Origin of the sequence: Microbacterium sp. SL62, from assembly GCF_026672635.1 — a bacterium.
Lineage (GTDB): Bacteria > Actinomycetota > Actinomycetes > Actinomycetales > Microbacteriaceae > Microbacterium > Microbacterium testaceum_A.
In genome coordinates this window covers 265,437-292,042 of sequence record NZ_JAPPRM010000001.1, presented here as the reverse complement: position 1 = coordinate 292,042, position 26,606 = coordinate 265,437, and the positions used below count along the sequence as shown (strand labels likewise).

At 72.6% G+C, this 26,606-nt stretch carries 24 protein-coding genes; 16 read left to right on the top strand and 8 right to left on the bottom strand.

All coding sequences use genetic code 11. The features are described 5' to 3' along the window. The first annotated feature begins 27 nt into the window (after nucleotides 1-27). From OVA26_RS01260 to OVA26_RS01250, 3 genes are all read left to right on the top strand, one after another. Entirely contained in the window at nucleotides 28-993 is a 966-nt protein-coding gene (locus OVA26_RS01260; protein ID WP_074694815.1) for a serine hydrolase, read from the top strand. A gap of 109 nt (nucleotides 994-1,102) precedes the next feature. Beyond that, on the top strand, nucleotides 1,103-1,378 hold the full coding sequence (locus tag OVA26_RS01255) for a hypothetical protein (RefSeq protein WP_056224661.1): 276 nt from the start codon (nucleotides 1,103-1,105) through the stop codon (nucleotides 1,376-1,378). A 14-nt stretch (nucleotides 1,379-1,392) separates the two neighbouring features. Further along, a complete protein-coding gene (locus tag OVA26_RS01250) occupies nucleotides 1,393-2,286 on the top strand; it encodes an FHA domain-containing protein (RefSeq protein WP_268102610.1) in 894 nt (297 codons plus the stop codon). Between the two features lie 124 nt (nucleotides 2,287-2,410). Here OVA26_RS01250 and purU read toward each other — a convergent pair whose 3' ends face one another. Further along, the gene (gene purU, locus OVA26_RS01245) at nucleotides 2,411-3,292 is read right to left on the bottom strand and encodes a formyltetrahydrofolate deformylase (RefSeq protein WP_074694650.1); all 882 of its coding nucleotides are present in this window, start codon (nucleotides 3,290-3,292) and stop codon (nucleotides 2,411-2,413) included. Nucleotides 3,293-3,430: 138 nt separating this feature from the next. Continuing rightward, nucleotides 3,431-4,549: a zinc-binding alcohol dehydrogenase family protein gene (locus tag OVA26_RS01240; RefSeq protein ID WP_268102609.1), complete on the bottom strand. Its 1,119-nt coding sequence runs from the start codon at nucleotides 4,547-4,549 to the stop codon at nucleotides 3,431-3,433. Nucleotides 4,550-4,628: 79 nt separating this feature from the next. Between OVA26_RS01240 and OVA26_RS01235 the strand changes: the two genes are divergently transcribed. From OVA26_RS01235 to OVA26_RS01225, 3 genes are all read left to right on the top strand, one after another. Continuing rightward, the gene (locus OVA26_RS01235) at nucleotides 4,629-5,189 is read left to right on the top strand and encodes a TetR/AcrR family transcriptional regulator (RefSeq protein ID WP_268102608.1); all 561 of its coding nucleotides are present in this window, start codon (nucleotides 4,629-4,631) and stop codon (nucleotides 5,187-5,189) included. 296 nt (nucleotides 5,190-5,485) lie between these two features. Further along, the gene (locus OVA26_RS01230; RefSeq protein ID WP_074694653.1) at nucleotides 5,486-6,808 is read left to right on the top strand and encodes an MFS transporter; all 1,323 of its coding nucleotides are present in this window, start codon (nucleotides 5,486-5,488) and stop codon (nucleotides 6,806-6,808) included. 32 nt (nucleotides 6,809-6,840) lie between these two features. Then, nucleotides 6,841-7,527 (top strand): GNAT family N-acetyltransferase, encoded by a 687-nt coding sequence (locus tag OVA26_RS01225; protein WP_268102607.1) that lies wholly within the window; start codon nucleotides 6,841-6,843, stop codon nucleotides 7,525-7,527. A 36-nt stretch (nucleotides 7,528-7,563) separates the two neighbouring features. On the opposite strand, the gene OVA26_RS01220 is transcribed toward OVA26_RS01225, so the two are convergent. Beyond that, nucleotides 7,564-7,773: a multidrug transporter gene (locus tag OVA26_RS01220; protein ID WP_268102606.1), complete on the bottom strand. Its 210-nt coding sequence runs from the start codon at nucleotides 7,771-7,773 to the stop codon at nucleotides 7,564-7,566. Nucleotides 7,774-7,778: 5 nt separating this feature from the next. Continuing rightward, nucleotides 7,779-8,594, bottom strand: a complete 816-nt coding sequence (locus OVA26_RS01215) for an SDR family oxidoreductase (RefSeq protein ID WP_268102605.1) — start codon at nucleotides 8,592-8,594, stop codon at nucleotides 7,779-7,781. Between the two features lie 330 nt (nucleotides 8,595-8,924). Here OVA26_RS01215 and menC point away from each other — a divergent pair, with 330 nt between their 5' ends. After that, nucleotides 8,925-10,058, top strand: coding sequence for an o-succinylbenzoate synthase (gene menC, locus OVA26_RS01210; protein WP_268102604.1), 1,134 nt, complete (start codon nucleotides 8,925-8,927; stop codon nucleotides 10,056-10,058). A 99-nt stretch (nucleotides 10,059-10,157) separates the two neighbouring features. Further along, nucleotides 10,158-11,546: a glycine--tRNA ligase gene (locus tag OVA26_RS01205; protein WP_268102603.1), complete on the top strand. Its 1,389-nt coding sequence runs from the start codon at nucleotides 10,158-10,160 to the stop codon at nucleotides 11,544-11,546. Between the two features lie 80 nt (nucleotides 11,547-11,626). Here OVA26_RS01205 and OVA26_RS01200 read toward each other — a convergent pair whose 3' ends face one another. After that, complete coding sequence (locus tag OVA26_RS01200; protein WP_268102602.1) at nucleotides 11,627-12,637, bottom strand: LacI family DNA-binding transcriptional regulator; 1,011 nt, start codon at nucleotides 12,635-12,637, stop codon at nucleotides 11,627-11,629. Nucleotides 12,638-12,847: 210 nt separating this feature from the next. Here OVA26_RS01200 and OVA26_RS01195 point away from each other — a divergent pair, with 210 nt between their 5' ends. From OVA26_RS01195 to OVA26_RS01185, 3 genes are all read left to right on the top strand, one after another. Beyond that, nucleotides 12,848-14,098 carry an MFS transporter gene (locus OVA26_RS01195; RefSeq protein WP_268102601.1) on the top strand — a complete coding sequence of 417 codons (1,251 nt, stop codon included), beginning with the start codon at nucleotides 12,848-12,850 and terminating at the stop codon, nucleotides 14,096-14,098. Further along, nucleotides 14,095-15,735: an amidohydrolase gene (locus OVA26_RS01190; protein WP_268102600.1), complete on the top strand. Its 1,641-nt coding sequence runs from the start codon at nucleotides 14,095-14,097 to the stop codon at nucleotides 15,733-15,735. Before OVA26_RS01195 ends, OVA26_RS01190 begins: the two co-directional genes overlap by 4 nt. A gap of 103 nt (nucleotides 15,736-15,838) precedes the next feature. Next, nucleotides 15,839-20,332: an SCO7613 C-terminal domain-containing membrane protein gene (locus tag OVA26_RS01185; protein WP_268102599.1), complete on the top strand. Its 4,494-nt coding sequence runs from the start codon at nucleotides 15,839-15,841 to the stop codon at nucleotides 20,330-20,332. 12 nt (nucleotides 20,333-20,344) lie between these two features. On the opposite strand, the gene OVA26_RS01180 is transcribed toward OVA26_RS01185, so the two are convergent. The 3 genes from OVA26_RS01180 to OVA26_RS01170 are packed head-to-tail and all read right to left on the bottom strand — an operon-like array spanning nucleotide 20,345 to nucleotide 22,620. Further along, nucleotides 20,345-20,923 carry an HhH-GPD-type base excision DNA repair protein gene (locus tag OVA26_RS01180; RefSeq protein WP_268102598.1) on the bottom strand — a complete coding sequence of 193 codons (579 nt, stop codon included), beginning with the start codon at nucleotides 20,921-20,923 and terminating at the stop codon, nucleotides 20,345-20,347. Nucleotides 20,924-20,960: 37 nt separating this feature from the next. Then, on the bottom strand, nucleotides 20,961-21,242 hold the full coding sequence (locus OVA26_RS01175; protein ID WP_144784074.1) for a hypothetical protein: 282 nt from the start codon (nucleotides 21,240-21,242) through the stop codon (nucleotides 20,961-20,963). Nucleotides 21,243-21,282: 40 nt separating this feature from the next. Then, complete coding sequence (locus OVA26_RS01170) at nucleotides 21,283-22,620, bottom strand: glutamyl-tRNA reductase (protein WP_268102597.1); 1,338 nt, start codon at nucleotides 22,618-22,620, stop codon at nucleotides 21,283-21,285. Between the two features lie 100 nt (nucleotides 22,621-22,720). Here OVA26_RS01170 and hemE point away from each other — a divergent pair, with 100 nt between their 5' ends. From hemE to OVA26_RS01145, 5 genes are all read left to right on the top strand, one after another. After that, the gene (gene hemE / locus OVA26_RS01165) at nucleotides 22,721-23,758 is read left to right on the top strand and encodes a uroporphyrinogen decarboxylase (protein WP_268102596.1); all 1,038 of its coding nucleotides are present in this window, start codon (nucleotides 22,721-22,723) and stop codon (nucleotides 23,756-23,758) included. Further along, the gene (hemG, locus tag OVA26_RS01160) at nucleotides 23,755-25,263 is read left to right on the top strand and encodes a protoporphyrinogen oxidase (RefSeq protein WP_268102595.1); all 1,509 of its coding nucleotides are present in this window, start codon (nucleotides 23,755-23,757) and stop codon (nucleotides 25,261-25,263) included. Before hemE ends, hemG begins: the two co-directional genes overlap by 4 nt. 111 nt (nucleotides 25,264-25,374) lie before the next feature. Beyond that, nucleotides 25,375-25,776, top strand: a complete 402-nt coding sequence (locus OVA26_RS01155) for a hypothetical protein (RefSeq protein ID WP_268102594.1) — start codon at nucleotides 25,375-25,377, stop codon at nucleotides 25,774-25,776. Nucleotides 25,777-25,779: 3 nt separating this feature from the next. After that, the gene (locus tag OVA26_RS01150) at nucleotides 25,780-26,190 is read left to right on the top strand and encodes a phage holin family protein (protein ID WP_268102593.1); all 411 of its coding nucleotides are present in this window, start codon (nucleotides 25,780-25,782) and stop codon (nucleotides 26,188-26,190) included. Further along, nucleotides 26,180-26,458, top strand: a complete 279-nt coding sequence (locus OVA26_RS01145) for a hypothetical protein (protein ID WP_074694661.1) — start codon at nucleotides 26,180-26,182, stop codon at nucleotides 26,456-26,458. The genes OVA26_RS01150 and OVA26_RS01145 overlap by 11 nt, the downstream gene beginning before the upstream one ends. The last annotated feature ends 148 nt before the right edge of the window (nucleotides 26,459-26,606 follow it).

Here is a 26,606-nt window from a genome sequence, read left to right as displayed (position 1 = left end):
GACGCGGAAGGAGCCACGCTCGTGGGCATGCCCCCGGTTCCCGAGCCCGCCCTGCCCGATCCCGTCGGCGGGCCGGTGGAGTCGTCTCGACGCGACGCCCCGGCCCTCCGCGGGGCCGGACGCAAGGGGCCCAAGCGACTGCCCCGCCGCGCGGCGGCGGGTCGCCGATCGTTCACGGCGACCCTGCGCTCTCTCGACGAACTCGCCGCGTCGGGCGCGAAGGTGTCGGTGCGCATCGACGACCTCGACGGGGGCTCCACCGAGGTGCTCGCCGGCGACGACTTCGTCACGCTGCCGGTCGGAGGTCTCGGCGTCGTCCCCCTGCTCATCGAAGCGGCGGCCGCGTTCGAATCGGGGCGCCTCGACCCGCTCGAGATCATCGATCGCGCATCGGTGCACGGCGCCGCACACGGCGGCGTCTGGCAGCACCTGAAAGCCCCGGCGCTGCCCCTGACCGACGTGGCCATGCTCGCCGCGTCGTCCGGCGACGCCCTCGCCGTCAACGCCCTGCTGCACCGGGTGGGTCTGCAGTCGGTGCGCGCGCGGGTCGAGCAGCTCGGGCTGCGTCGCACGGCTCTGCTCGACCGCTTCCGTGACGACCGCGGTCCCGACGACGCCCCGCATCTCGCCCTGTCGACGGCCCGCGAGATGGCCCAGGTCTTCGCGGGGCTCGTGAACTCCACCGTCGTCTCGCCCGGGGTGAGTGCCCAGGTCGCCGAATGGCTGAGCCTGAACCACGACCTCTCACTCGTGGCATCCGCCACCGGCCTCGATCCTTTCGCGCACGAGAACGACCAGCACGGGCTGCTGTTCATCAACAAGACGGGGCGTGCCCCGGGCGTCCGCGCCGAGGCGGGCGTGCTCGGCGGACCCCGCGCGGGGATCTCGTACGCGCTGATCGTGAACTTCGACGACCTCTCGATCGCCCACCGCCTGCGCGCGCACGACGCCTTCCGCGTGCTGGGCGTCGAGCTGATGGAGTACGTGTACTGAGATCGGGGCGGGAATGGTCCCGCACCCGACGCCCGAACGCAATCCCTCCTTTCGAGCCCCGACCCGCTGGGACGCTGGTGGCCTCGAAACGAAAGAAGGGACCGAAGCCATGTCGGACACCACTCCCACCAACGACCCGTTCGCCGCCTCGAGCGGACCCGAGGGTCACTCCATCACCGACTGGACCGACCTCGGCCGCGAGATGTGGTCGTACCTGACCGGCCGCGGCGCCGCGGTCAACTACTCGTTCGTCGACATGACCGTCGAGGTGCCGCGCGACATCGGCCCCGACGCGCCCCGCGCGACCTGGAAGCTCAACGGCACCCTCCGCGTCACCACGAGCGACGACACCGCGGCCGGGTCCGACCCGTACCGCGGCAACTGAGGGGAGGCGCCATCATGGTGCGCCTCGACATCGACCTCGCCTTCTCGGAACACGAGCAGGACCAGGATGCCGACACCCCGCCGTTCGAGGGCACGGTCACGGCCGCGGGCACCGAGGTGCGCATCGTCGTGAGCGACCCCTCGCGGCTGCCCGGTAACGGCCGGCGGACGCTCGCCGAACTGTCCACGGTCGCCGACGCCCTGGCATCCCGAGGCATCTCGGTGAAGCTCGAGGGACCCGAGGGCCCGATCCTGCACCTCGGCGACGTGAAGAGCAGCGTGCTGCAGCGCGCGATCACGGGGTCGAAGCACATCCGCCTCGGGTCCGTCTCGGCCGTCGCGCCGTTGCTGACGCGGCGGAACAAGGGGCAGGCGCTTACCTTCCCGATTCCGCCCGAGACGCCACTACCCCTCGTGCCGACGGCCAATCGCACGGTGCGACGGCGCATCACGACGACCCACTACACGCCCGGTTCCGGCCGGCCGCGTCTGATCTTCGCGGTGGGCGATTCGTCGTGGGACGGCTCGCGTCCGCGGGAGTTCGACCTGTTGCCGACCAAGACGGTCATCGGTTCGGGCGAGGGGGTCGACTTGCGTCTTCCCGGTCTCGCGCCGATTCACGCCGAGATCCGCCACGAGGGCGACGATGAGTACGTCCTCTACGGCTTCGACGAGGTCGGGGGCGGCGGGGCACGCGAGCAGGGCCCCGGGCGCGACCGCGGCGGACGCATCCTGCGCACCGGCGCGCGCATCGAGCTGGGCGACTGGCGTCTGGCGTACTTCCGCGCGGAGTTCGCCGACCACGGACGCCCCTACGGGGGCCGCCAGGGCGGCGAGCTCTCGGATCAGCGCAAGCAGCCGCCGCGCGGCGGTTCGGGCCCGCTCAGTCGGGCGACCGACCCGGAGTGACCACGCGCGCGTGAGGGGTCGTCTTCTGTCGCTCGGCATCACCGGAGGCGACAGGAAACGACCCTTCACGCCTGCGGGCGGGCGTCGAGCGGCGCGCGGCGGCCGGGGTCCCGGCATCCGGGATTCAGAAGACGATCGTGTGGTTTCCGTGGCGGATCACGCGGTCTTCGGCGTGCCACAGCACGGCACGCGACAGCACCTGGCGCTCGACGTCGGCGCCGCGGCGGGCGAGCTCGGCCGAGGAGTCGGCGTGGGTCACGCGGACCGTGTCCTGCTCGATGATCGGACCCTCGTCGAGGTCGCTCGTGACATAGTGCGAGGTCGCGCCGATGAGCTTGACGCCGCGCTGCTTGGCCTTCTTGTAGGGCTCGGCGCCGATGAAGGCCGGCAGGAACGAGTGGTGGATGTTGATCACCGGTACGCCGATCTTCTCGAGGAACTCCGGCGAGAGGATCTGCATGTAGCGCGCGAGCACGATGAAGTCGACGTTGCCGACCAGCAGTTCGAGGATGCGGGCCTCGGATGCCGACTTGTCGGGCCCCGGCGTCGACGGGACGTGGAAGAAGGGCACCCCGAACGACCGCACGTCCTCGGCGGCCGTCGTGTGGTTCGACACGACCATGGGGATGCTGACGGGGAGGTCGCCGCGACGGTGACGCCACAGCAGGTCGAGCAGGCAGTGGTCCTGCTTCGAGGCGAGGATCGCCATGCGCTTGGGCGTCGAGAGGTCGGTGAGCGTCCACTCGAGCTCGAAGCCGTCGCCGAGGGTCTTCGCGAGGTCGGCCTCGATCTCGGGGAACGCGGCCGAGAGGTCGGGGCGGTGGAAGACCACGCGCTGGAAGTACGCCCCGCCACGGGGATCGTCGGAGTACTGGTCGAAGGCGACGATGTTGCCGCCCTGGCGCGCGATCAGCGCCGAGACCGCGGCGATGATGCCGGGGGTGTCACTGCCGTGCACGATGAGACAGGCGTGATCGGGCTGCAGGTGGGGGCTCGCGGAGACCATCGGACCATTATTCCGCGCGCGGGTGGCGTCGCCGACCACGCGCGGTGTCGCTTCGGGGCGTGGTTCGTGGCCCCGGGGCCACTTGTGACGCCCCGGGGCCATTTACGCCGCCCCGCCGGGGCCCGACCCCGGCCCGGATCACAGGCGCACGACGATCTTCTGCGCCGAGACGCCCGCGCGCTGGCGGTCGAGGGCGCCCTGCACGGTGTCGAGGCCGTCGCCGACGACGAGCGGGGCGGGCGCGGGGCGGAGCGCACCCTCGGCGAGCAGGCGCGGGACGACCTCGCCCCAGAGGCGCGGGCCCATCTCGTCGTCGCGGAGGCTGCTACCCCAGACGAAGTTCGCGCGGATGTCGCGGCGGCGGGCGCGCAGCGTCGAACGTAGCGTGCCGAGCCCGATGCGCGTGAAGACCGGCAGCATCGCGGGGAACAGACGGCGCCGACCGACCAGTGAGTCGAGCGCGATCGGCGTGCTCGCCATGGCCAGCCGGTTCCCGCCGGTGCGGGCGAGGACGTCGATGCACGCGTCGGTCGAACCGGCCCCGAGCGCAACCGCCCCGACCACGGGGCGTCCGCCGACGGCCGCGACGAGCTCGGCCACGGCGGAGGGCGAGCGGTGGTCGACGACGGCGTCCGCTCCGAGGTCGCGCACGGTCGCCGCGTTGCGGGCGGATGCCGTGGTCACGACGTCGTAGCCGGCGGCGCGGGCCAGTTGGATGGCGTTCATGCCCACGCTCGTCGATCCGCCCCAGATCACGACGACGCCTCGGGTAGTGTCGGGCGCCGGGTCACCCGGCATCCGGAGTCCGAGGTGCTGGGGTTGGAACAGTGCGCACGCCGCCGTGGACAGGCCCAGCGGGAAGACGGCGGCCTCCTCGTCGGAGAGGCTGTCCGGTGTGGGGGCGCTGAGGCGCTCGAGCAGGGTCGTGTACTCCTGGAACGCGCCTTCGCGCAGCGGATCCCGGCCGCGGTCGGTACCGGTCGCGAGCCCGAAGACGCGCTGACCCACGCGGAAGCGCGTGACGCCGGACCCGATCGCGACGACTTCGCCCGCGACGTCGGAGCCGAGCACGGCGGGGGTGCGCAGCCATCGGTAGGTGATGCGGCTGGTGCCCTGGATCACCCAGTCGACCGGGTTGACCGCCACCGCGCGAACGCGCACGAGCACCTCGTCGGCGGCGGGTGCCGGGGTATCGACCGTGCCGCGGGTGAGGGCGGCTCGAGGCGCGGAGAGCAGGGCGGCGGCGTGCGAGGACATGGGGGACCTTTCGCGTGATGACACGGAGTGTCTTCACTATAACGTGATGACACGTGGTGTCGTCACATAGGATCTCCGCATGGCCAGATGGGCACCCGATACCAGAGAGCGCTTGCGCGAAGCCGCGATGCAGCTCTTCGCGGAGCGCGGGTTCGACGCGACGACGGTGCCCGACATCGTCGAGCGGGCCGGGGTGACGCGGCGCACCTTCTTCCGCCATTTCGGCGACAAGCGCGAGGTGTTCTTCGGCGACGACGAGATCCCGAGGCTGGCCGCCGAGATGCTCGCCGCCGCCCCGGCGGACAGCTCGCCCTTCGAGATCGCGTGGGCGGGGTTCCAGTCCCTCGCCACCGACCGCTTCGAGCCCCGCCGCGACGAGATCGTGGCCGCGCGACGCCTCATCGAGGCCGAGCCCGCCCTGCGTGAGCGCGACCTGCAGAAGCAGGCCGACCTGCGGGCGGTGTTGGTCGAGGGGTATCGCGCGCGCGGCATCGAGTCCCTGCAAGCCCGGGTGCTCGCGGGGGTCGCGGTGGAACTGCTGCAGACGGCCCTCGAGCAGTGGGCGGCGGACGTTACGGGCACGCCCTTGCGGGCCTATCTCGAACGGGTGCGCCGCGAGATGTCGGCCGTCCTGTCCTGACGCTCGCCCGTGCGCCGGTGACGCGCCGACCACGCGCGGGGTGCGTTTCGGGGCGTCGTTCGTGGCCCCGGGGCCACTTCTGCCACCCCGGGGCCCCGTCCCGTGCCCCGGCGTCGCGGCGGGCCGCGTCGAACCCGGCGACGCGCCACCCGCTGCTCGCCGGCACCGGGGCGCGTCTCGTGCACCGGGGCGGTCGGCGGACGCCCCACTGCACGGAAGGCACCCCACTGCGCGTGCCCCGCGCGCACACCGCCACCCCGCCGCCGATGTCGGTGGCCGGGGCTAGCCTGGAAGACGTGACCAGCACCCTCCGCCTCGACCGGCCGGGGTGGCGTACCTGGACGCTGTGGATCGTCGGCGTTCTCGCGTACGTCGTGTCGATCATCAACCGCACCTCGCTCTCGGCGGTGGGGGTGGATGCCGCTGTGCGCTTCGGAGCCGACGCCTCGGCCCTGTCGATGTTCGCCGTCATCCAGCTCTTCGTCTACGGCGCGATGCAGATCCCGGTCGGGCTCCTGCTCGACAAGTACGGCGCGCGACCGATGATCGCGATCGGCATGGTGCTGATGGCCGCGGGCCAGCTCGTCATGGCCTCCGCGGATGCCGTGGGGATCGGCATCCTGGCCCGTGTCCTCATCGGTGCGGGCGATGCCGCGATCTTCCCGAGCGTGCTGCGCGTGATCGCGACGTGGTTCCCCGCGCAGCGGGCGCCGGTGCTCGTGCAGCTGACCGGGATCATCGGTCAGCTGGGCCAGATCGTCGCCGTGGTCCCGCTCGCCGCCCTCCTGCACGCCACGAGCTGGAGCGTCGCCTTCGGCAGCGTCGCGGGTCTCGGCCTGCTGTTCGCGGTCCTGACGTTCCTCATCATCCGCAACCGCCCGCCCGAACGCCGGTCCGACCCGGTCGACACCTCGGTCGACACGCAGACCGGCGCGATCCGCGTGGTGCGGTCATCGCCCGACCTGCGGCAGGGTTTCCGCGAGTCGTGGGCGCACCCCGGCACGCGTCTCGGCTTCTGGTCGCACTTCGCCACTCCCTTCGCGGGCACGGCGTTCATGCTGCTGTGGGGCTTCCCCTTCCTCACCGCGGGCGAGGGCCTCGCCCCCGCCACCGCGTCTCTCGTGATGACCTCGCTCGTGCTCTTCAGCATCCTCAGCGGTCCCGTGATCGGGGCGCTGTCGAGTCGGCATCCCACCCGCCGTTCGCGCTGGCTCGTGCTGCCGACTGTGGTGTTCCAGGCCGTGATGTGGATCGTCGTGATCGTCTGGCCCGGGCCCGCGCCCGTGTGGCTGCTCGTGGTGCTGATGTTCGCGCTGTCGACCGGGGGCCCGGCGTCGATGATCGCGTTCGATCACGCGCGTACGTTCACTCCCAGTCACCGCCTCAGCACGGCGACAGGCATCGTCAACGGCGGCGGATTCCTCGCGGCCCTTCTGGCCATCCTGTTCATCGGCATCGCGATGGACGTGCAGGGTGCAGGAAGCCCCGAGACGTACTCGCTCGACGCATTCCGTCTCGCCTTCCTGACGCAGGTACCGCTGTGGCTCGTGGGCGGGATCGCGATCGTCATCGAGCGCGGGCGGACCATCCGTCACGTCGGCGGGGTGCTGCCGCGCTGACGTGCCCGCGCCGCGGTGCGAGACTCGAGAGCATGAGCGAGATCGACATCCGGACCCTCGACACCGTCGAAGCCATCCACGAGGCCGCGGGTGTGCTCGACCGGGTCTGGGGTGAGGACGGGACCATGCCGGCGAACATCCTGCGGGCTCTCGAGCACGCCGGAAACTACGTCGTCGGCCTCTACGACGGCGACCGGATGATCGGCGCCTCGGCGGCGTTCTTCGGCCCACCCGCCGAGAGGTCGATGCACTCGCACATCACCGGCATCGTCCCCGGATATCAGGGGCGCGGACTGGGCCGACAGCTGAAGAACCACCAGCGCGAGTGGGCGCTCGAGCGCGGCGTCGGCCGCATCACCTGGACGTTCGACCCGCTCGTCGGTCGCAACGCCCACTTCAACCTCGCGGTGCTGGGCGCGCGCGTCACCGACTACCTCGTGAACCAGTACGGCGAGATGGCCGACGCGGTGAACCGCGGCGACGAGTCCGACCGCCTGATGGTGTCGTGGGCTCTCGCCGAACCTCCCGCGCCCACCCCGACGGATGCCGGGATCTCGGCCGTCGTGCCCGTGCCCGACGACATCGAGGCCCTGCGCTCGAGCGACCCGGCGGCAGCCGCCGAGTGGCGTCGGCGCGTGCGTGACGAGCTGCGGGGGCACCTGGCATCCGGTCGACGGATCGGTGGCTTCGATCGCCGCGGGTACCTCATCGTCGGCTGAGACGGAGCCGCGTCCCCGGGCGGGGACGCGGGGGCGTCACCGCTCGGTGATCGGGGTGTCCTTCTCGGCTGCCGGGTCGCCCTGGCCCGGACCCGGCCGCACGGCCGCGTCGTCGCGGACGTCGATCCGCGTGATCCCGTCGTGCTCGCTGACGTCGAAGCGCGGAGCTGCGTCTTCCTCCGTCGCCTTCGGCGCGCTCGTCAGCTGGTCGTGACGGTTCTCTTCGAAGCTCTTCTCGTCGCTCACGGTGATCACTCCTTCTCGCCGGCCGAGCGCCAGGCGTCCGACTCCATGTGCGAGCCTGCCTGCGGGCCCATGTGCAGCATTCCGCCGTCGACGACCCAGCTGGCTCCGGTGACGTAGGCGCTCTCGCGCGAGGCGAGGAAGCGAATGACATCGGCGACCTCGTCGGGCTTTCCGGGGCGACCCAGGGGGATGCCGGGGCGGTGGGTGCGCTCGGCGTCTTCGGCCGACATGTCGTTGATGGGGGTGGCGATCTCGCCGGGCGCGACCGCGTTGGCGGTGATGCCGTACGGGCCGAGCTCGAGGGCCATCGTCTTGATGAGTCCGCCGACGCCGTGCTTGGCGGCGACGTAGGGGGCCGAGCCGACGCGCGGCTGGTGCTCGTGCACGCTCGACACGACGATCAGGCGTCCGCCGTTGCCCGCCTTCACCATGCGGCGGGCGGCGGTGTGCAGGGCGAGGAACGCCCCGTCGAGGTTGAGCGAGATGTCGGTGCGCCAGGTGTCGAAGTCGAGGTCGAGGAAGGTGCCGCCGATACCGCCTCCGGCGTTGTTGACGAACACGTCGAGGCCGCCGAGCTCGTCGGCCATGGCGTTCACGGCATCCGGAACCGCGTCGAAGTCGGTCGCGTCGAACTGCGCGACGGTCGCCTTCACACCGCGCTCGCGCACGGCTGCGGCGGTCTCTTCGGCGCCGTCCCTATCGGAGTGGTAGGTGACGGCGACGTCCATCCCGGCGGAGGCGAGGGCGAGGGCCGTGGCCGCGCCGATGCCCGAGTCGGAGCCGGTGACGATCGCGTGGCGGGGGGTGAAGTCAGCGCTCATGCGGCCGACGCTACGCGCGGGCGGCAGCGGCATCGGCGGCCTTGCCACGGCCGGGCGCGGGCGTTACGGTCGCGGGTCGGCCGGGCGCGGAAGCCACCGACCGACTGACGCAGGCGCGGCGGGTCGGGCAAGGGTGGCGTGCACAACTCCTGCGATTCCCCCGGCTCGGGCGCCGGTCCTCCCCCTCCGCGCCCGTTCTGCAGGAGTTGTGCCGGGGTGCCGCGACACAACGCAGGAGAATTGCTCGGCCGTCCCGGCTGCGGGGCCGTATGCCGGGGGCCGGCGTCCGCGTCTCCTGCGTTGTGCCGCCGCCCCCGCTAGCCTGCCGTCATGCCGCTGATCCGCCCCGCCGCGCCCGTGACCCTCGATGCCGTCGACCTGCGCGTGCTGCACATGCCGCTCGTGTCGCCCTTCACCACCTCGTTCGGCACCGAGACGGTGCGCGAGGTCATCATCGTGACCGCCGAGACGCCCGACGGCCGCGGCTGGGGTGAAGTGGTGACCCAGTCCGAACCGTCGTACTCCAGCGAGTACACGCAGGGCGCGTGGGACGTGCTGACCCGCTTCCTCGCCCCGGCCCTGCTCGCGCGTCGGACCGTGGCACCCGAGGAGGTCGCCGGAGCGCTGCACCACGTCGTCGGTCACCGCATGGCGAAGGCCGGTCTCGAGCTCGCGGTGATCGACGCGGCCCTGCGGGCCGAGAGCCGCAGCTTCGGCGAGTACCTCGGCGCCGAGAAAGACAGGGTGCCCTCGGGCGTCTCGGTCGGCATCCAGAGCGACCCGCAAGCTCTCGTCGCGGCCGTCGGCGGCTACCTCGACGAGGGGTACGTGCGCATCAAGATCAAGATCAAGCCCGGTCGCGACATCGACGACACGGCCGCCGTCCGCGCGGCCTTCGGCGGTGTTCCGCTGCAGGTCGACGCCAACTCCGCGTACACGCTTCAGGATGCCGACACCCTCGCCGAACTGGACCGCTTCGACCTTCTGCTCATCGAGCAACCCCTGCAGGAGGACGACCTGGTCGATCACGCGACGTTGGCGAAGCGCCTGTCGACGCCCGTCTGCCTCGACGAGTCGATCGTGAGCGACAAGGCCGCCGCCGACGCCCTCGCCCTCGGGTCCGCCGCGATCATCAACATCAAGGCGGGGCGCGTGGGCGGCTACCTCGAGGCCGTCGCGATCCACGACCGTGCGCTCGCCGCGGGCGTTCCCGTGTGGTGCGGGGGCATGCTCGAGACCGGCATCGGCCGCGCGGCCAACGCGGCGCTCGCGGCCCTGCCCGGGTTCACGCTGCCGGGCGACATCTCGGCATCCGCTCGCTTCTACACGCGTGACATCGTGACCGAGCCGGCCGTGATCGAGGACGGGCACGTGCGCGTGCCGACCGGCGCGGGGCTCGGTGTCGAGATCGACGAAGCCGCGCTCGAGGAGTTCACCGTGCGTCGCGAGCGCCTCACGCGGTGACGCCCGGAGGGCGACCAGGCGGGCACGGGCCTCTTCGATAAACTGGGTGCCGCGCACTCGCGCTCGAACCCCACAGCTTTCCCGACCATTGGAGCCACCGTGGCCGAACAGTCCCGCCTCGACAAGGTCATCGCCCTCGCCCGCCACCGCGGGTTCGTCTTCCAGGCCGGTGAGATCTACGGCGGTTCGCGCTCCGCATGGGACTACGGCCCCCTCGGCACCGAGCTCAAAGAGAACATCCGTCGGCAGTGGTGGCAGACCTTCGTCCGCGGTCGCGGCGACATGGTGGGGCTCGACTCGAGCATCATCCTGCCCAAGCGCGTGTGGGAGGCCTCGGGTCACGTCGCGACCTTCACCGACCCGCTCGTGGAGTGCCTGAGCTGCCACAAGCGCTTCCGCGCCGACACCCTCATCGAGGACTTCGAGGCGCGCAAGAACCGCAAGGCTGAGAACGGTCTCGCCGACATCCCGTGCCCGAACTGCGGCACCAAGGGCCAGTACACCGAGCCCAAGTCGTTCTCGGGCCTGGTCAAGACCTACCTCGGCGTTGTCGACGACGAGTCGGGCCTGTACTTCCTGCGCCCCGAGACGGCGCAGGGCATCTTCGTGAACTTCTCGAACGTGCTCACGGCATCGCGCCGCAAGCCCCCGTTCGGCGTCGGCCAGGTCGGCAAGGCCTTCCGCAACGAGATCACCCCCGGAAACTTCATCTTCCGCACGCGCGAGTTCGAGCAGATGGAGATCGAGTACTTCACGCCCCCGGCCGAAGCGAACGAGTGGTTCGAGCACTGGGTCGAGGCGTGCTGGAATTGGTTCATCGAGCTCGGGATCGATCCCGAGAACATGAAGCGTTTCGACGTCCCCGAAGACGACCGCGCGCATTACTCCGCCGGCACGATCGACGTCGAGTACCGCTTCGGCTTCCCGGGCAAGGAGTGGGGCGAGCTCATGGGCGTCGCCAACCGCACCGACTACGACCTCAAGAGCCACTCCGAGGCCTCGGGCCAGTCGCTCACGTTCTTCGACCAGGCCTCGGGCGAGAAGTACACGCCCTACGTCATCGAGCCCTCGTTCGGTCTGACGCGCGCGATGATGGCCTTCCTCGTCGACGCGTACCGCGAAGAAGAGGTGCCCAACGCCAAGGGCGGCACCGACACCCGCACGGTGCTCAAGCTCGACCCCCGCCTCGCGCCCGTCAAGGTCGCCGTGCTCCCGCTCTCGCGCAACGAGCGCCTGTCGCCGCTGGCCCGCGAGGTCGCCGACACGCTGCGCGCGGCCGGTTGGAACATCGACTTCGACGACGCCGGCGCCATCGGCCGCCGTTACCGTCGCCAGGACGAGATCGGCACCCCGTTCTGCGTCACGGTCGACTTCGACTCCCTCGACGACAACGCCGTGACCGTGCGCGACCGCGACACGATGGGCCAGGAGCGCATCGGCCTCGACGCGTTGCACGGCTACCTGGCGGAGCGCCTGCGGGGAGCCTGACCCGATTCAGCGAAGACCGGATGCCGTGGCCCGAGGCCGTGGCATCCGGTCTTCGGTCGTTTCGGGGCGCCGTCGGCGCCTCACGCGCGGGGGAGGGGCCCCGCGGTGCTCGCGCGGACGACGAGTCGCGGTTCGGCCAGGCGTACGGTCTCGAGGGTCTCGTCGGCGTCCCACACCTCCACGAGCAGTTCCAGACAGGCCGACCCGAGCTCGCGCGCGGCGAGGTCGATCGAGGTGACCGGCGGCGACAGGAGGGCGTGCGCGGGTTCGTCGACGCACGCCGCGACGAGGAGGTCGTCGCCGACGCGGCGGCCGGCGCGAACGGCGGCCTCGAGGGTCGCCGCGGCGGAACCGCTCGGGGCGATCACGAGCGCGTCCACCTCGGGAAGCGTCAGGAGTTCGGCCACGGCCCGGCCGATCTCGTCGGCGGTCGGCACGAACGAGACCCGGCGCGACAGGTCTTCGCGACCGTGCGCGCGGGTCCATTCGGCGTAGGTCTCGGCCAGCTCGCGGCTCCACGACGTGCCGTCGGGCGGCAGGATGGCGGCGATGCGCGCGGCGCCCCGATCGGCGAGATGGGCGAGCAGTCGGGTGAGCGCCGCGCGGTGGTCGGTCGCGACGCTGCCCTCGGTGCGCCCCGCGCCGCCCAGGACGTGCTCGCCGCTGACGACGGGGCGGTCCGAGTCGAGCAGGGCCCGGATGCCGGGGTCCTCGACGGACGCGTCGACGATCACGTAGCCGTCGACGAACGCCGACGGTGCGGAGGTGTCCGCGGCGTCGCGGTGGGGGAGGAGGATCACCGACAGCCCCCGGCGGTCGGCGGCGTCGACGACGCCGAAGGCGAAGTCCGTGTAATAGGGCAGGTGCGTCGTGCCCGCCGGAAGGGACAGACCGACGGCGCCCGACCGGGCCGTCCGCAGACTGCGCGCGGGGATGTTGACCGAGTAGCCGAGGTCGCGCGCGACGGCGAGGACGCGGTTGCGGGTGTCGGGGGAGACCCCGGTCTTGCCGCGCAGGGCGAACGAGGCGGCGGCGACCGACACGCCCGCGCCGGCGGCCACGTCGTGGAGCGTCGGCTTGCGCGGGGTCACGAGCAGTGACGTTACCCGACGCGAGGTGACGGTCGATCCGCGGAAAGGTCTTGCGGCGCGGTGGACTTAAACGTTTAATGTCAGGGAAACAGAACGGGCACGGAGACCGAAACACACGGTCCCTAGCCTCGGGTCCACCGGACGCTCTCGACGAGGAGGCGTCCCGGCCCGTCCCGTGTCCGCCGCACGCCGGCTCCCCGAGAGGTACCCGTGTCCGCTTCCGTCCAGTCCGCCCCGACGTCCGTCGGCGCCGCCCGGCTCCCCATCCGCTTCTCCACCGCCTCGTCGACGTTCCTCGTCGGCATCGCGGGGTACCTCGGCGTCAACCTGTCGCCGTACATGATCGCCGCCGTCCAGACGGGCGTCGGCGCCGACGTGCTGACGGCGAGCTGGATCGTCACGGCGACCCTGCTGCTCACCGCCCTCGTCGGCCTCGCCGTCGCCCCCGCGTGCGCGGGACCGCGCCGTCGCCTGGTGGCGCGCGTCGGTCTGATCCTCGCGGTCGTCGGCTTCGGCGCCGCGGCGCTCGTTCCCGTGCTCGTCGTGACGGGCCTGCTCCTCGGCGGCGTCGGCGCCGGTGGGGCGGTCGCGGCCGCGGGCGCCGCCCTCGCCGCGTTCCGCAACCCCGACCGCGTCGCCGGACTCAACGGTCTGGCCAACCGCGGGCTCATCACGATCATCCTCGCCGTCGTCCCGCTCATCGGCCTCGCCCCGATCGACGTGTTCGGCTCGATGGCGGTGTTCAGCGTCCTCGCCCTGCTCACGGTGTCGTGGATGCCCACGGCCCCGGCCGCGACGGTGCACGCGGCGGCGGCGATCGGCGAGGCCGTCCCCATCGAGGTCCCGCCCACCGGCACGCTCCGCACCGCCGCGCCGCCCTCGCGCGCGGTCACGGTCGCGGGCTTGGTGCTCCTCGTCGTGTTCGCCCTGTGGGCCGCGAGCGAGGATTCGCTGTGGGCCATGGCCGGGGTCATGGGCGCCGACAACGCCGGTCTGACGCCCGAGGGGCTCAGCCTCGCCCTCAGCGGTGCCACCGCGGGAGGCCTGCTCGGCACCATCGCGCTCGTGGCCGTCGGAGATCGCCTGGGTCGCGGCATCCCCCTGATCGTCCTGTTGGTGGCCGGCGGCATCCTGAAGATCGTCGAAGGCTCCGTGACCGATCCGACGCTCTTCGTCGTGGTCTTCATCGCGTGGAACACGATCTACGCCGTCGCCTTCATGTACTTCGTCGCCACGGCCGCGGCTCTCGACGCCGACGGACGCTGGTCCGGCCCCCTGCTCGCGACCTACCTCGTCGGTTCGGCGCTCACGCCCGTGATCGGTGCATCCCTGGTGGGGCTCCTGGGATACCAGGGCTTCGCCCTCACGCTCGCCCTCGCGAGCTTCGTCCTGGCCGTTCCGGCCGGCATCATCGGCGTGCTCTCGCGACGGCTCGAGCGCGCCGCGAAGGAGGCAGCATGACGCGCACGCTCTACCGCGGGGGACGGATCTTCACCGCCCACACCGATCCGCGACGGCAGTGGACGGATGCCATCGCCGTCGACGGCGAGACGATCGCGGCCGTCGGGTCTGAGGCGCTGGCGTCCGCGGCCGACGAGGTGGTCGACCTGGGGGGAGCCGTCGTGCTCCCGGGCTTCACCGACGCGCACACGCACCTGCTGATGATGGGCGCGTCCCTCGCCCAGGTGCCGTTGACCGAGGCGCGGTCGCTCGAGGCGATCCAGGTCCTCCTGCGCGAGGCGCGCGAGGCGGCTCCCGAGGCGCCCGCGATCTGGGGGCGCGGGTGGCTGTTCGACTCGATTCCGGGCGGGGCGCCGACCGCGAGCATGATCGACGCGGTCGTCTCCGACGTGCCCGTCTACCTGGATGCCAACGACTACCACTCCTGCTGGGTGAACTCGGCGGCGCTGGCCGAGCTCGGCATCACCCGCGACACCCCCGACCCGCTCGGCGGCGAGATCGGCCGCGACGCCGACGGCGAGCCGAACGGGATGCTCTTCGAGACGGCCGCGATCCGCTACGCGTGGGCCCGTCGCGACTCGTCCACGACAGACGACGAGCGCGACGCGGCCGTCGACCGCGTGATCGACGCGTACGTGCGCGCCGGAGTCGTCGGAGTCGTCGACATGGCTTTCAACGAGCACGGCCTCGCCGCCTTCGAGCGAGCCGTGACGCGCCACCGCGGGCGACTCCCGATCCGCGTCGCCGCACACTGGCTCGTCGAGAACACCGGTGACCGTGAGAAGAACCTCGCCCAGTTGGACCGCGTGATCGACCTCGTCGAGCGCACCCGCTCGTCGTGGGTGCGGGTGATCGGCATCAAGCTGATCCTCGACGGCACGATCGACGCGTGCACGGCGGCGATGGGCGCCCCGTACGCCGACGGTTCGAACGCCACTCCCATCTGGCCGCTCGCCGATCTCGCGCCGGTGGTGGGCGCTGCCGACGCCGCGGGGCTTCAGATCGCGATGCACGCGATCGGCGACGCCGCGAGCGACGCGGCGCTCGTCGCCCTCGAGCGCGCCTACCGCGCCAACGGCGATCTGCCTCGTCGCCACCGCATCGAGCACCTCGAGTACACCGCCCCCGGGACGGCGGAGCGCATGGCGCGGCTCGGAGTCACGGCATCCATGCAGCCGGTCCACGCCGACCCGGCGATCTACCCGAACTGGGCCGCGATGCTCGGTGACGAGCGGGCCGACCGTGCGTTCGCGTGGCCTGAGTACGAGCGCGCGGGAACTCTTCTGGCGTTCTCGACCGACGCGCCGACCGCCCCCTACGACGCCCTCGCCAACATGTACGTCGCGGCGACCCGCGCCTCGGCTCTCGACACGGGCGTCGCGGCGGTGCACCCGCAGTTCGCGCTGCCCCTGACCGACAGCATCGCCCACGCCACGCGCGATGCGGCCGCGTCGACGGGGGACGGCGACTGGCGCGGGCGTCTCGCTCCCGGGTTCGCGGCCGACTTCGCGGTCCTCGACACCGACCCCTTCGCCGACGGGGCCTCGACGCTTTTGACTGCCCGCGTCGTGCGGACCGTGCGGGCCGGGGAGACGGTCTTCGCCGAGGAGGCGGTCGCCGCGCTCCCGCGCGAGTGACGGCGGTGACCCCGGGCTGGGGAGGAACCGCCGCTGTGCATGACCCCGGTGGGGCGGCCGGACTTCGCTAGCCTGGGTCGACGACCGACGCCGAGGGGGCACGATGACGGAAGTCGATCACGGGGGAGCACTGTCGGGCATCGCCTGGCCCGAGCAGCCGGGGGCGCTCGTCGACACATCGCGCTGCCCGTCGTGCTTCGCACCCATCACCGTGTCGCCGTGCGCCTCGTGCGGGCTCGACCTGACCGATGCGCGCACGGCGCGGGTGCTCGACCTGTCGCAGCGGATCATCGCCCTCGTCGACGAGCGCGCCGACGTCCTCATGCGGGTGCACCGCGATGCGGAGACCGCGGCTGCCCGGGCAGAAGAGGAACGGATGCCGGCTCCCCCGTCGTCCGAGCTTCACCTGGTGCGGCCGTCCCCGGTGTTTCCGTCCCCCGCGCCTCCGTCGCCGGTTGCGATGCCCCCGGGTGACTCCGTGACGGCCGAGCCCGCATCGCTCTCGACGACGGCGTCGGCGCCCGCCGCAGCCGCCGACGTGGCGTTCTCACCGCCGTCGGGGCCGACGATTCCCCCGGGGCCGCTGGTCGAGCCGAGCGCAGGCTTCCCGGCTGCGCCGCTGTTCGACGGTGATCCTCCGGTGGAGCCGGCCGCACCCGTCCCCGCGGGGCCGGCCGCGCCCCGCCGTTCGAGCGTCCAGGTCTTCCTCCTGTCGGTCGGCGTGGTGCTTCTCGCCGTGGCTGCGGCCTTCTTCCTCACCGTCGCGTGGATCAGTGGCGGGTTCGTCCTGCGCTCCGTCATCATCGGACTCGTCACGGCGGCGATCATCGCCACCGCCTCGCTCCTGCGCCGTCGGGGCCTCGGTGCCACCTCCGAGGGCATCGCGCTGCTCGGGATCGCTTTCGTGGCCCTCGACGTCTGGGCCGTCCGAGCCAACGACCTGGGCGGGGCGGCGAGCCTCGAACCGAGCGTGTACTGGGGCGCGACGACGGTGGCCGCGGGTGCCGCGTTCGTGGGCTGGTCGCGTCTATCGCGCCTGCGCGCCCCGCTCTCGGTCGCTGTCGCGGCTCTCGCGGTCGGGCCCGCGATGCTGGTCGCCGGTCTCTTCACGCGGGATGCGGCCCTCGGGTGGTACGCGTGGGGGCTCGTCCTGCTGCTCCTGGCCCTCGCGGCACCCTTCGCACCGCTCCTCGCCCGGGCGCCGCGCCCGGCGTTGACGATCGAGATCGCGGTCGTCCGGGCTCTCGCCGCCGTCGGTGCGGTCGTCGCGATGACCTCCGCCCTGATCGTCGACCCGCGCAGCACGGCGACCCCCGTGGTCCTCGGCGCGGCGCTTTCCCTCGGTCTCGCTCTGCACGCCCGGTCGTTCGCGCGCCGAGGTGCCGCGCGCCTGGCGCCGACGGCCGCGGTGGCAGCGGTCGTCGTCCTCGGGCTGGGGATCGCGGGCACGGTCATCCGTGCGGCCGACGCGACCCTGTCCGTCACCGTCCCGGTGCTCGTCGCCTCGGCCGTCGCGTTGGGGCTCGACGTCGCCGCGCGTCGCGCGACTCCGGGCCTCGGGCGGACGACCGTCGTCGTCGCTTCGCTGGCTGCGGCGATCGCCGCCGCTGTCGCCGCGATCCTGCCCCTGGTCGGCGCGATGGATACCGTCGGCACCGTCCTGGGTCGGTCGATCGTGGTCTTCGGGCGCTCCGCCCTCGATCTCGATGCCCCGGATGCCGTCAGCACGGCGGCCGTGATCGCCCTCGCGGCCATCGTCGTGCTCGCCGCCGTGGTCTGGCGTCTGTCGGGATCGTGGGCGCAGCGCCGGACCCCCGCGCTGATCGCCGGGGCGGCCGTCGCCCTGCTCGCAGGACCCCAGCTGCGCGTCCTGATCCTCGTGGTCGCCTGGTACCTGGCGCTCGCCGTGGTCGCCGTCGTCGTCCTCCGCCGCCGTCGCGGCGACATCGCCCTCGCCGCGGTCGGGGGTTTCCTCGCCCTCGGCGCAGGGTGGGTGTCGTCGTTCTCCTCTCCGCTCGCCTGGGGGCTGTGCAGCGTCGTGGTCGCGGCCGTGCTCGCCGCGGTGGCCGGAGCGCATCCGAGTATCCGGGTGCCGTCCGCGATTGCGGTCGTCCTGTTCCTGACGGGGAGCGCCGTCCTCGTTCCCGGGGCGTTGCGCGCCGGAGCCGACCTCGTCGTCGACGGGGCCACCCCGACGACGGTTCCTTTCGCGATGGCATCCCTCTGTCTCGTCGCTCTCGTCGCCCCGCTCTTCCGGCGGTGGGGTCTCGATGTCGCGCAACGAAGCGCCGGCATGGTCACCTCTCTGGCGGTCATCGTGATGGTCGCCGCCCCCGCGCTGTGGTTCCGCGCGGGCACCGCGACCGACGTGTGGATGCTCGTGTCGGCGCTGGTCGCCGCGGTCGCGTCGGCGGCCGTCCTCACGACGCCCTACCTGCCATGGCGCGTCGCGCGGCCCTTCGCGGCGGTCATGACGCCCCTGCTCGTCGCGGGCGCGGCCGGTTCCGCGCTCCGGCTGATCGACCCGCTGCCGCTGGTGCCGGCGATCGTCTACGCGGCGATCGCCGTCGCCAGCGCCGCGGCGGGCCTGCGCCTGCTCCGCACCGACCCGTCCACCCGCGCCTGCCTGGACGTGGGGGCCGCGCTCGTGGCCGCTCTGTCGATCGTCGTCGTTCCCTCGCAGGGAGTCCGGTGGCTTCCGCTGCTGCTCGCGGCGGTGGCCGCTGTGCTGTGGGCGACCGACGGCGACGGTCTCTTCCGCTCTCGCGGGCCCCGCCGACACCTCATCTGGCTCGCGCTCGTCCTGGGCACCCTCGCGCTGTGGACGCGGCTGCTCTGGCAGCAGACCGAGACGGTCGAGCTCTTCACCGTGCCGGTCGGTATCGCGGTGCTCGGCATCGCGGCCGGCCACGAGCGGGCGCGACGGGTGGGAGAGAACCGTTCCGCGGTCGTCCCAGCGGTGATCGCCGCCGCGGGGACCACCGTCGCGCTCGCTCCCAGCGCCCTCTCGGCCCCGGGAGACCTCGTCCACGTGCTGGCGGTCGCGCTCCTCTCGGCCGCGGTTCTGGTGGTCGGGGCCTGGGTGCGTCCTCCACGGACCCCCGACGAACTCCCCGTCGCGGTGGGAGCCGCGGGAGCGCTCTCGCTCGTGCTGGTCACGGTCGCGCAGCTCCTCCCCTCCGTCGAGCGGGGTGGCATCGGCATCGCGGATCTCGTCGTCGTGGTGTCGGTCGTGGCGATCGGCGCTGCCGCCGTGGGCGTCGCGCGACGCCCGGCCCCGTGGGCGGCGTCGTCCGGGCGCAACGCTCTGGTCGGCGCCGCCGTACTGCTCGCGCTCGGATCGGCCGTGCTGGTCGCCGTCGACGGCGGACCGATCGGGCGCATGGTGATCGCCGTCGCGGTGCTCGGTGCCGTCGGCGTCGCCGCCCTGCGCGTGCGTCACCGGCTCGGGGGGATGCCGCTCGCGATCACCGCGCACTGCGGAGCGGGGCTCGTCGCCCTCATCGGCGTGGGGGCAGATATCCGCCCGATCGAGTGGGCCACCGTGCCTCTCGCGCTCGTGTGGATCGCCGCCGCCCTCCTCGATCGCCGCCGCCCGGTCGTCCCGGCCTCGGCGCTGTTCGCCGTCGGCGGTGCGGCGGTCGGGCTCCTGCCCTCCGCGGCGCTCGCCGACGCGTCGCCGGTGCGCGCGATCGGCGTGACGGTGGCGGCGATCGCCGTGCTGGTGGTCGGGGCTGTTCTGCTTCGCGGCGCGCTCGCCCCGCTGGCGACCCCGGTGATCGGCGTCGCCTCGCTCGGCCTGATCGTGGCCGCGTCGCTGCGCGCCCTGCACGAGCTCGTGACCGCCCTGTTCGACGTGTGGCTCGTCGCCGCGACCGTTCCTCTGGTGGTCGTCGGCGTTCTCCTCCACCGTCGGCGCGCGGACGTCCTGCCCGGGGTGTCGCAGGCGCTCGCGATCGCCGCTCCCGCGGTCGCGGTGGTCCTCACCGCTGCCCGGCTCTCGGCCACGGGCGAGGGCCCGCTGCGTGTGATCGTGACGCTCGTCGCCGTCCTCGCCCTCGGGCTGTGGTGGCAGGGTGCGGCGGTGCGGTGGACCGCGATCGGTCTGTCGGCCGTCCTCGGCCTCGTGGCGATCGTTCTCGGCAGCGCCGATCCCGTCGAGGCGGCCACGACTCCCCTCGCCGTGGCGCTCTTGATCCACGGCATCCGGACCCTCCGTCAGCGTCCCGAGGTGCGGACGTGGCCGGCGCTCGGGATCGGCCTGGCGCTCCTGCTCATCCCCTCGCTGCTGTTCGACTTCTCGAGCGGCAACGCGCTGTGGCGCGTCCTCGCGCTCGGCGTCGTCGCTCTGGTGACGCTGCTGGTCGGCGCGCGGTTCCGTTGGCAGGCCCCGGTTCTGCTCGGCGGGATCGTGCTGATCGTCCACGCCGTCGCCCAGCTCTGGCCGTGGATCGCGTCGCTCTACGAGAGCGCGTCCGGCCTCTGGTGGCTGTGGCTCGGCATCGCCGGCGTGCTCCTCATCGTGATCGCGGCGACGTACGAGCGCCGCATCCGCGAGGTGCGGGCGGTGGCCCTCGCGATCAGATCTCTTCGGTGAGGGGGCGAGTTCCTACTTCGCCTTCGCTTCCTTCGCGGCGGCCTTCGCGGCGCGCTTGTGCTCGCGCACCTTGGTGAGCGACTCCGGGCTCACGATGTCGGCCACGGAGCGGAACGAGCCCTCTTCGCCGTAGGGGGCCGAGGCCTCCCGCCAGCCGGCGCCGTCGAAGCCGCGTTGCTTGCCGAGCAGCGCGAGGAAGATCTTCGCCTTCTGCTCGCCGAAACCCGGCAGCGCCTTCAGGCGCCTGAGCACGGTCTTGCCATCGGGGGCGTCGCGCGTCCAGAGACTCTCGGCCTTGCCGTCCCAGTCCTCCTCGATCGCCGCGCAGAGCGCCTGCACGCGCCCCGCCATCGATCCCGGGTAGCGGTGGACGGCGGGCGACTGCGAGAACGCGGCGGCGAACGCGTCGGGGTCCTGGTGCGCGATCGCGCCGGCATCCATCGATCCGGTGCGCTCCTGGATCTTCAGCGGGCCGGCGAACGCCGTCTCCATGGCGACCTGCTGGTCGAGCAGCATGCCGATCAGCAGGGCGAGCGGGTTGCTCGACAGCAGCTCGTCCGCGGCGGGGTCGTCGGTGATGCGCAGGCTCATACGCTCATTCTCCCGCGAACACCCGCAGGCGCAGCCCTCAAGCCGGGTCGGCGATCCACTTCCGAGCGAACGGCACGGCATCCATCTCGAGCAGATCCTCCGTCGCCTCGCTGATCTGCACCTCGAAGTGCGCGACGCTTCCGGGCTTCAGCCGCTTCACGAGCGAGCCGTCGACGCGACGGATGACGGTCTCGCTCACCGAGGGAGCGTCGTCCTCGATGTGCAGCAGGCCCAGGGCGAACGTCGCCACCCAGCGCAGTGCGTTGCCCCGGCGGGGTTCTCCCGCGACGACATAGACCTCGGATGCCGGTGTGCTCACGGCATCCATCCTGCCCGAGGACCCGGGATCAGGCGGGGAGTCAGCCCGCGTCGGCGATGTCGCGACGCGCCGGGGCGGAGGCCGCGGGATCGGCGACCTCGATGCCGAAGAGAGCCGACAGGGCGTCGATGTACTCGTCGGCGCGGCCGGTCTCGGCGAGCTCGTGGGCGCGGGTGGTCGGGGTGTGCAGCAGCACGCCGACGAGGTGGCGGAGTGCCTGCTCGGTCTGACCGCCCTCGTCGCCGCGGGCGCGCACGCGGGCGACCTCGGCGTCGAGCACGCCGAAGACGTGCGCGCGCAGGGCCACGACGGCGGGGGTGATGTTCTTGCGCTCGCCGACCGAGGCGAAGCGGCGGGCGGCGTCGCGCACGAGGTCGCGCGCGGCGTCGGTGGCCTGGAGCTCTTCGAGCGGGGCGTGCAGGCGGATGGTCTCGAGGTCGAGCAGGTCGATGCCGGGAACCGTGGCGACGTCGGGGTCGACGTTGCGGGGCAGGCCCAGGTCGATCACGAGGCGACGCGCGGTGTGGTCGACGGGGCAGACGCCCGCGGCCCCGTCGACGGCGGCCTCGAACGCTCCGCGACCCGCGGCGAAGGTCGCCGCGCTGAGGACGTGGTTCTCGCTGGTGGTGCAGGTGATCACGAGGTCGGAGTGGGCGACGACGCTCGGGAAGGTCTCGGCCGAGATCGCGCGCAGACCGTGCTTGGCCGAGAACTTCGCGGCCCGGCCCGAGGGCGAGTACACCGAGATGTCTTCGGCGCCCTGGTCGCGGAGGGCCGCGACCGTGGCGGCGGCGTAGGCGCCCGTGCCGACGAGCAGCACCCGCTGGGTCGACCAGTCCGCGATGCGGCTGTCGGCGAGCTCGAGGCCGAGGCGCACGAGGGAGCGTCCGGCGCGGCCGATCGCGGTGGAGTTCTTGACGCCGCGCTGCGCTTCGGAGGCCCGCTGGAACAGGCGCTCGAGTTCGGCGGAGGTGGTGCCGAGCTGGCGCGACTCGTTGAGCGCGCGGCGCACCTGACCGGCGATCTCGCCCTCACCGACGACGACGGATTCGAGACCGGATGCCACCGAGAAGAGGTGCTCGGCCACGTCGCTGCCGCCGAGGACGGTGTACGAGCCCTCGAGCTCGCTGGCCGGGACGCCGGTCGCGGATTCGATGGCCGCGAGGGTGGCCTCGATGCCGAGGGCGACGGCCGCCGTGACGGGCTCGTCCATGTCGACGTAGGCCTCGAAGCGGTTGCAGGTCGCCACCACGACGGCGCCCTGGACGCACTCGTCGTGCTCGGCGATCAGAGGGGCGACGGGTGTCGCGGGTACGCTGAGCCGCTCGAGGAGATCGAAGGACGCGGTCTTGTGACTCGCGCTGACGCACAGCAGCACGTCCATATTCTACGCCCGGCTTCCTCGGGGTATTCCGGGTGGCCTCTCGACGTCAAGGCATCCCACGTGCTCCCGCGGGGCGGGTGGGAGGATGGATGCCATGGCCTCCCTCGACGCGCCCCTGCTCCGTGCCCTCCGTGGCGATCGTCCCGAGCGGCAGCCGGTGTGGTTCATGCGGCAGGCCGGGCGCTCCCTGCCCGAGTACCGGGAGTTGCGCGTGGGCACGCGCATGCTCGACGCGTGCCTGACCCCCGACCTCGCGGCGGAGATCACCCTCCAGCCGATCCACCGTCACAAGGTGGACGCCGCGATCTTCTTCAGCGACATCGTCGTGCCGCTGCGTCTGGCAGGCGTCGGCGTCGTGATCGAGCCCGGCCGTGGCCCGGTCTTCGCCGACCCCGTCCGCACCGCCGACGACGTGGCGCGGATCACCGCGATCGACCCCGACGACGTCGCCGCGGCGGCCGAGCCCGTGCGCGAGGCCGCCCGCCGCGTGACCGCCGAGCTCGACGAGGCCGTTCCCCTCATCGGCTTCGCCGGGGCGCCCTTCACTCTCGCCGCCTACCTGGTCGAGGGCGGGCCGAGCAAGGAGCACCTGCGCGCGCGCGGCATGATGCACGCCGACCCGGAGTCCTGGCACCGTCTGGCCGGGTGGCTGTCGAAGGTCTCGCGCGCGTTCCTCGACGCGCAGATCGACGGCGGTGCCCAGGCCGTGCAGCTCTTCGACTCGTGGGCGGGGTCGCTCTCGCCCGCCACGTTCCGCGAGTTCATCGCCCCGCATTCTCACGCCGCACTCGAGGGGATCGAGGTCCCCCGCATCCACTTCGGCGTGGGCACGGGGGCCTTCCTCGACGACATGCGCCTGGGCGGTCTCGCCGACGCGGTGGGGGTCGACTGGCGCATGCCGCTCGACGAGGCCGCGGCGATCGTGGGCCCCGACGTGACGCTGCAGGGAAACCTCGACCCGGCACTGCTGGGCGCTCCGTGGCCGGTCCTGGCCGCGCACGTCGACGACGTCCTCGCCCGCGGTCGCGCGGCCCGCGCGCACATCCTCAACCTCGGGCACGGCGTGCCGCCCGACACCGATCCCGATGTGCTGACCCGCATCGTCGCCCGCGCTCATGGGGAGGACGCGTGAGCGAGCCTCTCGATCGTCTCGTGCGTCACGCGCACGAGACGCGGGTGATCGTCGTCGGCGGCGGGATCTCGGGTTTGGTCGCGGCGCGCGAATGCGCCAAGGTCGGCCTGAAGGTCACGGTCCTCGAGGCCTCCGAGGTGTTCGGCGGGGTTCTGCGGACCGCCGAGGTCGGCGGGATGACCCTCGACGTCGGCGCCGAGAGCTTCGCGACGCGCGGCGGAATCGTGCGCAGACTCCTCGACGAGCTCGGTCTCGCCGACGACATCGTCTCTCCCAACCCGGCCGGGGCGTGGGTCGCGGGTGTGCCGGGAGTCGGGGCGGCGCCGCTGCCGAAGGGCGGGGTTCTCGGCATCCCGGACAATCCCTTCGCCCCCGACGTGCGACGTGTCATCGGCTGGTCGGGGGCGTGGCGCGCGTACCTGGACCGCCTCCGGCCGCCGCTCACGATCGGGCACGCGCACAGCCTCGGAAAGCTCGTGCGGTCGCGGCTGGGCGCGCGTGTGCTCGACAGGCTGGTCGCACCGGTCACGAGCGGGGTCTACTCGGCCCGCCCCGACGACATCGACATCGACCTCGCGGCTCCCGGTCTGAACGCGGCTCTGACACGGACGGGCTCGCTCACGGGCGCCGTCGCCGATCTGCGTGCGAGCCGCGCGGCTGCGCGCCCCGCAGACGCTCCCGCATCGGACATTCCCGTCGTGTCCGGCGGGGCCTCGAAGACTCCCGCCCCCGGGGGCGCGGTCGAGGGCATCGCCGGCGGGATGTCCCGCCTCGTCGACGCTCTCGTCGCCGCCCTGGTCGAGAGCGGCGTGGAGGTGCGCACGGGCGTCGCCGCCCGGGCTCTCGAGAAGACCGACGACGGCTGGACGGTGACCACGTCGGTCGACGACGAACCGCTCGCGGCGCGCGCCGTCATCGTCGCCCTGCCCGAGGGGCCTGCCCGCGAACTGCTCGCGCCCGTGGTCCCCGGCCTCGAGGTGGGCGATCCGGTCGCCCCGGTCGTCGAGGTCGTGACCCTCGTGGTGCACGCCCCCGCTCTCGACCGGGCTCCGCGCGGAACCGGCGTCCTCACCGTTCCCGGCAGTCACGTCGCGAAGGCCCTCACGCACTCCACCGCGAAATGGGACTGGGTTCGGGATGCCGCCGAGCCCGGCGTCCACGTGGTGCGCGTCTCGTTCGGTGCTCAGGGCGAAGAGCCCGCGACCGCCGCTCTCGACGACGATGCGGCGGCAGCCCTGGCCCTCTCGGAGGCCTCCGCGATGCTCGGCGTCGAGCTGTCGGCATCCGCCCTCCGGGACGCGCATCGCGTGCGATACGTGCAGTCGCAGCCCGCGGCGACCATCGGGCGGGCGGCCGAGACCGCCGCCGCGCGCGGTGCCGTACGCGCGGTTCCGGGCCTCGGGGCGACCGGCGCGTGGATCTCGGGCACGGGCCTCGCCCAGGTCATCCCCGACGCCCGCGATGAGGCCGATCGCGTGCGCAGCGACGCCCTCTGGACGAGCTGACCTCGCACTCTCTCGACCAAGTCCGCCCGGCTGTCAAGGGTGGATGCCGAGCGCGGCATACATGACTACTGTGAGACTCGACCAGCACTCGTTCGAGCGTGAGGAGACCCCATGAGGGGCAAAGCAGCACTCGTCGTCGGACTCGTGGCGGGCTACGTGCTCGGCGCACGGGCAGGCCGCGACCGGTACGAGCAGATCAGGACTCAGGCCGCGAAGGTCTGGGACCAGCCCGTCGTCCAGGGACAGGTCGAGAAGGTCAAGGCCTTCGGTGTCTCGGCCCTGAAGTCCGTTCCCGGCGTGGTGTGGAAGGGCGCGAAGTCGGTCACCGGTGCCGCGAGCGGCTCGGGCACCGTGCAGGAGCGCGCCGAGCGCGCCGGACGTGCCGCCAGGCAGTCGGCCCACGAGGTCGCCGACGTCGTCGAGGACTCCGTCGACGACGCCAAGCAGGCGGAGAAGTCGGCCACCACGCGGGCGCGTGCGGCCAAGAGCGGCTCCACCTCGTCCGGGAGCTGACGCATGACCACTCCGCGCGGATTCCGCGATCGTTCCGACGACAGCCTGTTCACCCTCATCGGCGACATCCCCGAGCTGGTGCGCAACCTCGTCGTCGCCGAGATCAACGGCGCGAAGGCGTGGGCGCAGCGCACCGCCAAGGACGCCGGGATCGGCGCCGGGTGGTTCGTCGGTGCCCTGATCGTCTTGTTCTGGGCCATCCCCGTCTTCTTCGCCTTCGTGATCGCGGGGCTCTCGTCGTGGTGGCCCGTGTGGCTGTCCGCGCTCGTCGTGTTCGGCGTGATGATCGTCATCACCGCGATCCTGGCCCTGCTGGGGTACCTGCGTTTCAAGAAGCTCTCGAACCGCGAGAACCCGGGCAAGGCCATCTCCGAAGACGTCCGCATCGTGAAGGAGGCCCGCGATGAGTATTGATCGCCCCGTCCCCGTCCCCCGCACCGCGGTTCCCCTGGGGATCACCGACCCGGTGCAGTCGGCGCGCGCCGAGCTCAAGGCGGCGCTGGCGGCCATCGAGGTGAAGGCCAACGCCCCGCGTCGCGTCAGCGAGGCCATCGACCGGACCGTCGGCGAGGTGCGCGAGAAGGCGCAGCAGAACCCCGGGGCAGCCGCGGCTGCGGTCGCCGGCGTCGCCGCGCTCGTCGGTCTCGCCGTCTGGGGCATCGTCCGCGCCTACACGCGCTGAGACTCCGCGAAGCGGCCCGCCTCCTTCGGGGGTCGGGCCGCTTCGTCGTCCGCGGGCCGGCCGGTGGTCGCGGTGTCGCGGACGCACCGGGCGGTGGCCGTGGCGTCGCCGATGCCGCCGGCGCACCTGTCGGTGGTTCGGCGGCGAG

Coding starts and splice junctions, on each gene's coding strand:
- menC (WP_268102604.1), top strand. CDS start 8,925: ATGCCGCTGATCCGCCCCGCCGCGCCCGTGACCCTCGATGCCGTCGAC.
- OVA26_RS01215 (WP_268102605.1), bottom strand. CDS start 8,594: ATGAGCGCTGACTTCACCCCCCGCCACGCGATCGTCACCGGCTCCGAC.
- OVA26_RS01260 (WP_074694815.1), top strand. CDS start 28: ATGCCCCCGGTTCCCGAGCCCGCCCTGCCCGATCCCGTCGGCGGGCCG.
- OVA26_RS01145 (WP_074694661.1), top strand. CDS start 26,180: ATGAGTATTGATCGCCCCGTCCCCGTCCCCCGCACCGCGGTTCCCCTG.
- OVA26_RS01190 (WP_268102600.1), top strand. CDS start 14,095: ATGACGCGCACGCTCTACCGCGGGGGACGGATCTTCACCGCCCACACC.
- OVA26_RS01150 (WP_268102593.1), top strand. CDS start 25,780: ATGACCACTCCGCGCGGATTCCGCGATCGTTCCGACGACAGCCTGTTC.
- OVA26_RS01155 (WP_268102594.1), top strand. CDS start 25,375: ATGAGGGGCAAAGCAGCACTCGTCGTCGGACTCGTGGCGGGCTACGTG.
- OVA26_RS01185 (WP_268102599.1), top strand. CDS start 15,839: ATGACGGAAGTCGATCACGGGGGAGCACTGTCGGGCATCGCCTGGCCC.
- OVA26_RS01225 (WP_268102607.1), top strand. CDS start 6,841: ATGAGCGAGATCGACATCCGGACCCTCGACACCGTCGAAGCCATCCAC.
- hemE (WP_268102596.1), top strand. CDS start 22,721: ATGGCCTCCCTCGACGCGCCCCTGCTCCGTGCCCTCCGTGGCGATCGT.
- OVA26_RS01180 (WP_268102598.1), bottom strand. CDS start 20,923: ATGAGCCTGCGCATCACCGACGACCCCGCCGCGGACGAGCTGCTGTCG.
- OVA26_RS01235 (WP_268102608.1), top strand. CDS start 4,629: ATGGCCAGATGGGCACCCGATACCAGAGAGCGCTTGCGCGAAGCCGCG.
- purU (WP_074694650.1), bottom strand. CDS start 3,292: ATGGTCTCCGCGAGCCCCCACCTGCAGCCCGATCACGCCTGTCTCATC.
- OVA26_RS01255 (WP_056224661.1), top strand. CDS start 1,103: ATGTCGGACACCACTCCCACCAACGACCCGTTCGCCGCCTCGAGCGGA.
- OVA26_RS01250 (WP_268102610.1), top strand. CDS start 1,393: ATGGTGCGCCTCGACATCGACCTCGCCTTCTCGGAACACGAGCAGGAC.
- OVA26_RS01240 (WP_268102609.1), bottom strand. CDS start 4,549: ATGTCCTCGCACGCCGCCGCCCTGCTCTCCGCGCCTCGAGCCGCCCTC.